The organism is Streptomyces zinciresistens K42 (genome assembly GCF_000225525.1).
Classification (GTDB): Bacteria; Actinomycetota; Actinomycetes; order Streptomycetales; family Streptomycetaceae; genus Streptomyces; species Streptomyces zinciresistens.
This window is the reverse complement of sequence record NZ_AGBF01000463.1, coordinates 1-912: the sequence shown is the minus strand read 5'-3', so window position 1 is coordinate 912 and position 912 is coordinate 1. Positions and strand designations below refer to the sequence as shown.

General features: G+C 72.4%; 1 protein-coding gene. It reads right to left on the bottom strand.

Features of this window, described 5'->3' with window-relative positions; genetic code table 11:
* A partial coding sequence (locus tag SZN_RS39550) for a TnsA-like heteromeric transposase endonuclease subunit (RefSeq protein WP_244313504.1) occupies positions 1-544 on the bottom strand: 544 nt, incomplete at its 3' end.
* Positions 545-912: the final 368 nt, after the last annotated feature.

Below are 912 nucleotides of genomic sequence, written 5' to 3'. Positions count from 1 at the left end.
GCCGAAGGCCTCCAGCAGAGCCGGCGTCCACGGCGCTGCGGCGTACCGGGGATGCCGGTAACCCGCCAGCCACCGCACGTTGGCCACCAGCCCCGGATCCGGCGGCCCCGCCAGCCGGTAGGACCAGCCCGCTGCCTCGGCGGCAGCCGCCACAACCCGTGCCCGTGCCGGCCAGCCGGGCAGAGGGCCCGCTGCGTCCGCCGCCGTCGAGCAGCAGTCCGCTGCCGTCCTGAAGCCTGGCCATCAGCTGCGGCGCATGACCGGCGGTCTTGCTTTCCTCACGCCACACCAGTTCCACCGGCCGGCAGGCCAGCGCCACCACCGCCGGATCCCGGTCCAGCAGCATGAGCTGGGTCCGCATGACACCGGACCCGTATGCCACCAGCCGCCCGGTCGTCGACGACCACCACCAGCCCGGAGCCACGCGCCGCCCGTGCCGGACGGGGAAAGGCCGTACCGCAGGACTCTCCTCGAAGACGACGTTCTGCGCAGCCTCAAGCCACGGGACCTGACGCGAGCATCCCAGAGGGTCTCGAAAGCGCACATGGATCAGGCCGGCATCTACAGCCGCAGCTTCTTCGCGTCGCACAGCACCACCCGTACTGTGCGGCCCGGGGGATGCGGCACCCGGCCCCGGGCACCGCGGACGATGCGGCCTCCCGGCTGCTGTCGATGATCACGTACTCCACACAACGCCATGCCTGACCTGCCGCGCAGGAGAACCGGCCGGTAACCGCAACATCGGTGCAACCGCCGGATGTTGGGCTGCGCGCGGCACCCGGGGTGCCGCGCCCGGGCACCGGTGTCAGAGCAGAGTCCCGCACCTTCACGTTCCCAGCGCAGGCCGTTGTGTCAGTCCTCGGCCTCGCCCAGGGCGAGCACCCGGGACAGCTCCTCGGCGGGCAGGCGCGA